Genomic DNA, 8,409 nt, shown 5'->3' on the forward strand with positions numbered 1-8,409 from the left:
CCTGAACTTGTTTCAGGGTTCATGCGAGACGTCAGAGCACGGACCAGGTGGGCCGCATGGATGCTGAAACCGGTTCAGCATGACGGTGTGAACTGATGCGCACCGTCATCCTCCCCGCCCCCGACGAGTTCGATACCTGGCGCGACGCCGCGCGCTCGCTTGCCGCATTGGAGGCGCCGCCCGACGACATTCTCTGGCAGGTCGGCGACGCACCCAAGGACCTCTTTGCCGGCGAGAGCGTCCCCTATGAAGCACCTGCGTCGGCGGGCTTCACCGTGCCGCGCCCCTTCATCGACTTGGCGCGCGACGTCGTGCTCGCCTCCGACCCGGCGCGGTTCGCGCTGCTCTACACGCTGCTCACCCGGCTCAAGCGCGAACCCGGGCTGATCGAGGACCGCGCCGACCCGCTGCTCCGCCGCCTCGACGTGCTCGCCAAGGGCGTCCGCCGCGACATCCACAAGATGCGCGCCTTTCTGCGCTTCCGCGAAGTCGACGAGAGCGGCACGCCGCGCTTCGTCGCGTGGTTCGAGCCCGAACACCACATCGTCCGCGCCAACGCGTCGTTCTTCGTCAACCGCTTCGCGTCGATGCGCTGGTCAATCCTGACGCCGGAGGTGTCGCTGCACTGGGACGGCAAGATACTGTCGGAGGGGCCGGGTGCGGCCAAGGCCGACGCGCCCGACGGCGATCCGATCGAGGAGGTCTGGAAGACCTACTACGCCTCCATCTTCAACCCGGCGCGCGTGAAGGTCGGCGCAATGCTGAAGGAAATGCCGCGAAAATACTGGAAGAACATGCCCGAGACGGCGCTGGTGCCGCAGCTGCTCGCCTCCGCCCAGGCAAGGGAATCGAAGATGATCGACACGGCGCGCGCGCCAAGAGCAGATGGGGTCGGCGGCAACAGCCGGGCCGCCTGGGAGGCGCTGCGCGCCGAGGCCGCGCACTGCACGCGGTGCCACCTCTACAAACACGCGACGCAGACCGTGTTCGGCGAGGGGCCGGTCGACGCGCGGCTGATGTTCGTCGGCGAACAACCCGGCGACCAGGAGGACCTCGCCGGCAAGCCGTTCGTCGGTCCCGCCGGCCAGGTGTTCAACCGCGCGCTGGCGACTGCCGGCGTCGACCGCGAGACGGTGTACGTCACCAACGCGGTCAAGCATTTCAAGTTCGAACAACGCGGCAAGCGCCGCATCCACGCCAAACCCGGCGCGGGCGAGATCGACGCCTGCCGCTGGTGGATCGAGCAGGAGCAGATGCTGATCAAGCCCGAGTTGACCGTGGCGCTGGGCGCAACGGCGGCGCGGTCGCTGCTGGGTAAGGTCGTGACGATCGGCAAGGAACGCGGCCGCGCGCTGACGCTGCCTGATGGCGGCAAGGGGCTGATCACGGTCCACCCGTCCTACCTGCTCCGCATCGACGACAAGGCGCGGGCGGAGGACGAGTTCGGGCTGTTCGTCGAGGACCTGAAGCTGGCGCAGAGCCTTCTCGCCTGAGATTGGCGGATAGGCTTTTCGCTCCTCCCCGGCGGAAGCCGGGGCCCAGTGCCGCCGCGCGGCCTTCACGCGCAACCTCATATCCGGCAGGGCCGACCAGGCTCCGGCTTCTGCCGGGGAGGGTGACTGTCAAACGGCTTCACCTCCCGCCCCCCCCCCCGGTTGACCTCCGCCCGCCGCTGCCCCATCGGCCCCGCCCATGATCGAAGCCATCATCGCCGCCCTCGTCACCTTCTGCGTCGAGGTGATCCGCTGGGGCGGCTATTGGGGTGTCGTCATCCTGATGGCGATCGAGAGCGCGTGCATCCCGCTGCCGTCGGAGATCATCATGCCGCTCGCCGGCTATCTGGTGTCGACCGGCGAGTTCAACATCTACCTTGCCGCCACCGCCGGCGCGTTCGGGTGCAATGTCGGCTCGGTGTTCGCCTACGAGGTAGGCAAGCGCGGTGGCCGGCCGTTCGTCGCGCGCTGGGGCAAGTATTTCCTCGTCGGGCTGGACGAGATCGACGCGGCGGAACGCTTTTTTGTGCGCTGGGGCAATTGGGCAATACTGATCGGCCGGCTGCTGCCGGTGATCCGCACCTTCATCGCCTTTCCCGCCGGCGTCGCGCGGATGCCGCTGATTCCGTTCCACCTCTATACCTTCATCGGCTCATGGCCGTTCTGCTTCGCGCTTGCGTGGGTCGGGCGCGAACTTGGCGAGTCCTGGAACAACGATCCGCGCCTGAAGGAGGCTTTCCATCAGGCACACATCGTCATCGGCGTGCTGGGCGTGCTCGCGATCGGCTTCTACATCTGGCACCGCGTCAATGGCATCAGGAAGAACCGCGCGATCCTGGCGCAGCCCGACCCCGTCGACCCGCGGCAGCCCTGAGTTCCGCCTCGCGACCCGGTGCCAGCCGGTCGGCACGCCGACGGTAGAGCGCGACCAGCTCCTCGCCTGCGCGCTCTGGCGAGCCGGCGTCGAACGGCGGTGCCGGATCATATTCGAGCGACAGCTGCACCAGCCGCGCATGCTCCTCGCCCTTGATCAACGCGGTCAGCGTCAGCGCAAAGTCGATCCCCGCCGTCACGCCGCCGCCGGTCACGCGGTTGCGATCCACCACCGTGCGGCCTTGCGTCGGCTCCGCCCCGAACAGCGCGAGATGCTCATGCCACGCCCAATGCGTCGTCGCCTTGTAGCCCTCGATCAGCCCCGCCGCCCCGAGGATGAGGGAGCCCGTGCACACGCTCGTCACCCACGCCGCGCCCGCGCCGACTTGCGCCACCCAGGCCATTGCCGCGTCGTCGTCCATTACCTTGGCGACGCCAATTCCGCCCGGCACGCACAGGATGTCGGCGGCGGGCACGTCGGCATAGGTGGCGGTCGGCAGGATCGAGAAGCCCGCGTCGGTCGGTACAGGTTCGAGGCTGCCGGCGACCAGATCGAGCCGGCCGCCGCCGAGGCGCGAGAGCACCTGCGCCGGCCCGGTCAGATCGAGCTGTGTTACGTTGGGGAAGAGCAGAAAGGCGATGTTCATGCGTGGACACTCCGCGACGAGAGGGTGCCCAGGCGCGCGGCTATCGGCTCGGCCGCGCTCCCCGGTGGTGCCCCACCTAGCGCCAGTCACGCGGCTAGAGCAGGCTAACCGTCGGCCCGCCTCGATGCAAGCGCGCCGCGCGGACCAGCCAGGCGAGCATCGGCAACGCCGCCGCCGCCCAAATCGCCAGCCCGGTCCACTCCGGCCACCCCCACCAGTCTCCCGCCACCGAGGTCACGTCACCCAGCGCAAGGTGCTGCGTCACCACCCAGCGCAGCGGCCACGGGTCGGTCGGCGGCGCGAAGATATCGCACGCGGCGATGATGAGGTTGATGCCGATCGACAGCGCCAGCACGCCTGCCGTTGCGACCCGGCTCCACCGGCTCGTCAGTCCTGCCCAGAACCCCGCCAACCCCAGCGCCAGCATGCCGATCGCAGGCGTCGCGTGACGCGGCCCGGTCGAGTTGCCGCCGTCCCAGTAGAAGTAGGCCGCGTTGACCAGCAGCACGATCGCCGCCGCGACAGCTGCCGTCCACGCGACCGGTTTGGGAAGCAGGGTCAGCCCCAGCACCGCGAGCAGCAGAACCGGCGCGACCCAGAACAGCCCCCGCGTCGTTCCGAACAGCAGCTCCAGCAGCACATCGGGCCGTGGCCAGCCGAGCCCGAACAGCCCCTGGTTCATCCCCTCGAACCCGACCACGCCCTGGTAGCCGAGCTTCCACAGCGTTCCGAACGCGACGAGGTTGTACGCGAACAAGGGGAGCAGCGCCACGACGCCGCCCGCCGTCGCAGCACCAAGCAGGCGCCAGCGATCCGGCCGCGCCCATACCCGCCAGACGCCGAACAGCGCCAGCACGCTTCCGGCGAGCACCGCTTGGTACTCGATCACCACCGCCCAGCCGAGCGCCGCGCCGGCCAAGGCCATGACCCTCGTGCCGTCAGCCCGCCACAAGGCCCACAGCGCGATGACATACAGCGCGGCCACCGGCGCATGCCCGAACACTGTCGTCGACCAGCCCCAGACCGGGGATCCCAGCGCGAACCCCAACGCCGCCACCAGCGCGCCTGACGCGCTACCTGTCAGCCCCAATGCCAGATCAAACAGCAAGGCCGCCGCAATCGCCGTCAGCACCGCCGGCCCGATCGCCACCGCCAGCCGCATTCGCAACCGCATGAACCGGGCCATACCGGGATCGTCCGCCCGTTTGAACATCAAGGCCGACCGCTCGCCCGTCCAGGCGTTCGCCAGCGCCACCGCCGGCAGCGCCATCAGCGTCATGCCAGGCGCCTTGTCGAGATAGAAATGGCCGTCGAACAGCGCCTTGTCGATTGTCAGGGGCGCGAACTCATCGATGGTCGCGTCGCCGTCCTCGACCAGGCTGATCGCCGCGAACAGCCGCGTCGCGTTGTTTGGGTTGCCTTCCCACGAGCCGAACCATGCGCAGGAGAACCAGACGAGCAGGGCGAGGACGATCGGCAAGCGCCAGCGTCCACCACCTCTCACTCTTGCCGCCTCACCGTTCACGCGTCCCTTATCCCGTTCGCTTCGAGCGAAGTCGAGAAGCCTTGGCGCAGACAGGGACAAGTGCCTCGACTGCGCTCGGCACGAACGAAATGGCGTTTAGGGCGCGCGGTTCGCCTCGACCGCGCGCTGCTTGTTCTCCGCGCGATTGGCGCGGGCCGACTGGAGGAAACAGCCGGACTGACCGCCCGGTCCAACCACCGAGCAGCTGCCGATCGCGTTGACGCCCTCGCCTGCCGCGAGCGTGCCCTGCGCCTTGGCGGCCCAGGATGCGTTCTCCGGCGTCACCTCGAATTCGCGCAGCTCCTTGGGCACGCGGTATTGCTCGGCAGCGCTGCGACGGACGCAAACCACCACCTCGTTGCCGTTCGTGTCGGTCGGGCAACGCTGATTGCCGTACAGCGTCAGCACCCCGTTGATCGCCGCGCCACGCGCGACCTCTCCGGTGCCCGCATTCGCCTTGGGCGCCTCGACGCCCGGCCCGGCGACCTGCGCCGTCAGGGGAGGCGCGACCATCAGGGCCGCGATCATGAGCATCCGCATAGTCTCTTCCCTCATATCCGTTTCGAGGCCGCGATCGCCACCTTGCACCCAAGCCGGATGAACGCGGACAGAACGGGATAGCCGATCGCGCTTTCCGCGCCTGCGGAGATAGCGTGCGCCTTGTGCTCCAGCTCCTCGGCCTGAAAATCGGCGATCGCCGTCGACAGTTCCGGATCGCTATCGCCGAGCTCGTCCAGCTGTTCCTGATAATGCTTGTCGATCTCTGTTTCGACCGCAGCGGTACACGCCATCGCCGCCTCGGGGCCGATCACCGCTGTCGCTGCACCCAGCGCGAACCCGGCGACGTTCCAGAACGGCTGCAACAGCGTCGGCCGCACGCCGCGTTCGGCGATCAGCCTGTCGAAGAACGCGCGGTGGCGCTCCTCCTGATGCGCCATGTGACTGATCGCGCGCGCGGCCGGGTGCCGGTCGCCCAGGATCGCCAGCTGCCCCGCATAGATGCGCGTCGCGCCATATTCGCCCGCCTGATCAACCCGGATCATCGCGTCGCTACTCTGGCGCCGATCTCCCGGTTTCATCGCGCTCTCCTCATCAGCCACAAGATGGCGACAGCACCGCCCAGTGAGAAGAGGGCATTGTATCCGGCTAGCGAGATGCCCGCGAGCGACCATTGCGCCGTATCGCAGCGCACCACCGGCGCCTTGAGCAACGCATCCAGCCGCTCCGCCGCCGTCGTGCCGGTGATCGGCACGGGCGCGGTGCAGGCGGTGAACCCCTGCCACCAGCCATATTCGACCCCGGCATGCGCCACGCCGATCGCACCCGACACGGCGAGCGCCAGCGCCGCCAACACGACCAGCGTTGCGTGCGTCCGACCCGAGGTGGCGAACGCAACCGCCGCCAATCCCGCCGCCGCATAATGCGGCCAACGTTGCCAGTGGCACATTTCGCACGGGATCAGCCCGCCGATCAGTTGCGAGCCCCACGCCCCCGCGAGCAAGGCAGTCGGCAACAGCAGCGCGAGCCAGTTCGCCCGGACCAGGCCCGTCACGTAAGCGCGGTCACTTCTTGGGCACCGGCCGTGTCGCCGCCGCGACCTGCGCCGGACCGCCGAGGCGCGCCACCGTCTTCAACGCATACCAGAGCTGGAAGTCCTCGACGCCCTGCTTCTTCAGGGTCTCCGCCGTCGCGGTGAAGCGGGGATCATCCTTCGTGTCCTCCTCCAGGATCTTGTCGTCGGCCTTGATCTCGTTGATCAGGTGCCGGCGCAGATCGGCCTCGCGGAACACCGGGCGGCTCTTGTGATCGGGATCGGACAGCTGCGGCACGGCGATGTCGGGCTCGATCCCGCCCTCCTGCACCGATCGTCCCGCCGGGGTGTAGTAGCGCGCGGTGGTGAGGCGCAGCTGCGTCTGCGGCCCCAGCGGGATCAGCGTCTGCACCGATCCCTTGCCGAACGACCGCGTGCCCATCACCAGCCCGCGATGGTGATCCTGCAAGGCGCCCGCGACGATCTCGCTCGCCGACGCAGTGCCCGCATTGGTCAGCACCACCACCGGCAGCCCGTTCGCGTCGTCGCCGGCCCGGGCATAGTAGCGCTCGATATCGGCCTTGTCGCGACCACGCTGCGAGACGATCTCGCCCGAAGACAGGAATGCGTCCGACACCTCGATCGCCTGCCCCAGCAGCCCGCCGCCATTGTCGCGCAAGTCGACGACGTAACCCAGCGGCTTGCGTCCGAGCGACTTCTCGATCGCCATGATCGCGGCGCGCGTATCCGCGCCGGTCTGTTCGGAGAAGGTGTTGATGTTGATGTATCCGACCTGGCCGCGCACCTCCCATTTCACGGGCCGCTGGACGATGATCTCGCGATTCATCGCCACGTCGACCGGCTTGTCGCGGCCCGGCCGCACCAGCGTCAGGGCGATGCGCGTCCCGGCCTTGCCGCGCATCTGGCCGATCGCCTCGTCCAGGGTCTGGCCGAAGATCAGCTTGCCATCGATGTGCGTGATGTAGTCGCCCGCCTTGACGCCCGCCCGGAACGCGGGCGTGTCCTCCTGCGGCGCGATCACCTTGACCGCATTGTCCTCCATCGTGACCGTCAGGCCAAGGCCGCCGTAATTGCCTTCCGTCAGGATGCGCAGATTGTCATAGGCGATCGCGTCGACATAGCCGGAATGCGGATCGAGCGACGACAACATGCCCTCGATCGCGCCCTTGATCAGCGTCTTGTCGTCGACCTTGTCGACATAGTCGGCCTTGACGCGGTTGAAGACCTCCATGAACTGATCGAAGTCGCGATAGGCACCGGTGTCGGCAGCGGCCATGCCGGCGGTGGCGAGCGGCACGAGGCAGAGCGTTGCCGCAAGCGCGGTGGCGGTCAGGAGCGGACGGGGCATGGCTTCTCGCAATCGAACAGACCGTGGCGGTATAGCGGTCTTGGGGTGGGGATCATAGCGGCGTCGCGCCTCAGCCGATCAGCGCGGCGATGTCGGCAGGGCGACCGCGCCGGCGCAGCTCCACCGTCACCGGCAACCCCTCACCCCCTACCGCCTGCCCGAGCGACGTGCCCGTGGCGACCACGGTGCCGGGCCGGACCGTCGCTCGTGCAAGCCCGGTCACCAGCGTCGTCCAGCCATCGGCATGATCGACGACCACGATCGTGCGATATCCGCGAAAGGCGCGGGCGAAGCGCACGACACCGCCCGCAGGCGCGGTCACCGGCGTATTAGCGGGGACCACAAAGCTCAGCCCGCGCGATCGCACACCCGAACGCGACAATTCGGCGAGACCGGTGACCAGCCGACCCGCGACCGGCAGCCGATAGGCCGGTGCAGCGCGGGGCGGCGGCACCACGCCGGGCGCAAGCGGTCGTTGCAGCGGACCTGGCAGCGCGGCCAGTTCCGTCGCGGTCACCTGCGCTTGGTCGTCGACCTCCAGCTGGTCCACCAGATCGCGCGCCTGCTCCCCGAGCGCCAGGGCACGATCCGATTCGGACAACGCCTGTTCGCCGATCGCGGCAGCGCGGCCTCGCAGCTTCGCCTCCAACAGCGCCAGCGACACGCGGTCGCGCTCCAGTGCCGCTCGTCCGTCACGCAGCGCCTGGGCGGCCAACCCCGCGCTTGCCTGCAGCCGGCGAACCGCCAGCAGCTCGGCGCGCACCCCTTCCGCGCGACGGCGGACGATCGGCAGCGCCGCGCCCAGCATGGCCCGGACGCGGACGAGGTCATCGACCGATCCCGGCTGCGCGACCGCCGCGATCGTGGGGCGCCGGGCAAGCCCGGTCAGCGCCGCCAGCAGCCGTGCCGCAGGTTCCTGCACCCGCGCGAGGCGGGCCTGCGCCTCGGCCTGTTCCGCCGCCACCAGCGCG

Annotated in this window: 9 protein-coding genes and 1 riboswitch; of the genes, 2 read left to right on the forward strand and 7 right to left on the reverse strand. The window is 68.9% G+C overall.

What is annotated here, in order from left to right; translation table 11 throughout:
• Window positions 1-95: 95 nt before the first annotated feature.
• A complete protein-coding gene (locus tag JWN21_RS05205) occupies window positions 96-1,493 on the forward strand; it encodes a UdgX family uracil-DNA binding protein (protein WP_299646959.1) in 1,398 nt (465 codons plus the stop codon).
• A gap of 199 nt (window positions 1,494-1,692) precedes the next feature.
• Window positions 1,693-2,367, forward strand: a complete 675-nt coding sequence (locus JWN21_RS05210; RefSeq protein ID WP_299646961.1) for a DedA family protein — start codon at window positions 1,693-1,695, stop codon at window positions 2,365-2,367.
• On the opposite strand, the gene JWN21_RS05215 is transcribed toward JWN21_RS05210, so the two are convergent.
• From JWN21_RS05215 to JWN21_RS05245, 7 genes are all read right to left on the reverse strand, one after another.
• The gene (locus tag JWN21_RS05215) at window positions 2,309-3,013 is read right to left on the reverse strand and encodes a DJ-1/PfpI family protein (protein WP_299646963.1); all 705 of its coding nucleotides are present in this window, start codon (window positions 3,011-3,013) and stop codon (window positions 2,309-2,311) included. The two genes, JWN21_RS05210 and JWN21_RS05215, sit on opposite strands and share 59 nt — an antisense overlap.
• 19 nt (window positions 3,014-3,032) lie before the next feature.
• Window positions 3,033-3,113, reverse strand: a riboswitch (ZMP/ZTP riboswitch).
• Complete coding sequence (locus tag JWN21_RS05220) at window positions 3,108-4,493, reverse strand: hypothetical protein (RefSeq protein ID WP_299646965.1); 1,386 nt, start codon at window positions 4,491-4,493, stop codon at window positions 3,108-3,110. Its footprint overlaps the riboswitch before it by 6 nt.
• Window positions 4,494-4,634: 141 nt before the next feature.
• Window positions 4,635-5,066 (reverse strand): hypothetical protein, encoded by a 432-nt coding sequence (locus tag JWN21_RS05225; RefSeq protein ID WP_299646966.1) that lies wholly within the window; start codon window positions 5,064-5,066, stop codon window positions 4,635-4,637.
• Window positions 5,067-5,089: 23 nt separating this feature from the next.
• Window positions 5,090-5,581 carry a demethoxyubiquinone hydroxylase family protein gene (locus JWN21_RS05230; RefSeq protein ID WP_299646968.1) on the reverse strand — a complete coding sequence of 164 codons (492 nt, stop codon included), beginning with the start codon at window positions 5,579-5,581 and terminating at the stop codon, window positions 5,090-5,092.
• Between the two features lie 32 nt (window positions 5,582-5,613).
• Complete coding sequence (locus tag JWN21_RS05235; protein ID WP_299646970.1) at window positions 5,614-6,090, reverse strand: disulfide bond formation protein B; 477 nt, start codon at window positions 6,088-6,090, stop codon at window positions 5,614-5,616.
• Between the two features lie 10 nt (window positions 6,091-6,100).
• The gene (locus JWN21_RS05240; RefSeq protein WP_299646972.1) at window positions 6,101-7,438 is read right to left on the reverse strand and encodes a S41 family peptidase; all 1,338 of its coding nucleotides are present in this window, start codon (window positions 7,436-7,438) and stop codon (window positions 6,101-6,103) included.
• A gap of 70 nt (window positions 7,439-7,508) precedes the next feature.
• On the reverse strand, window positions 7,509-8,409 hold a 901-nt coding region (locus JWN21_RS05245), incomplete at its 5' end, for a peptidoglycan DD-metalloendopeptidase family protein (RefSeq protein ID WP_299646974.1).

The organism is Sphingomonas bacterium (assembly GCF_028292945.1).
Lineage (GTDB): Bacteria > Pseudomonadota > Alphaproteobacteria > Sphingomonadales > Sphingomonadaceae > Sphingomonas.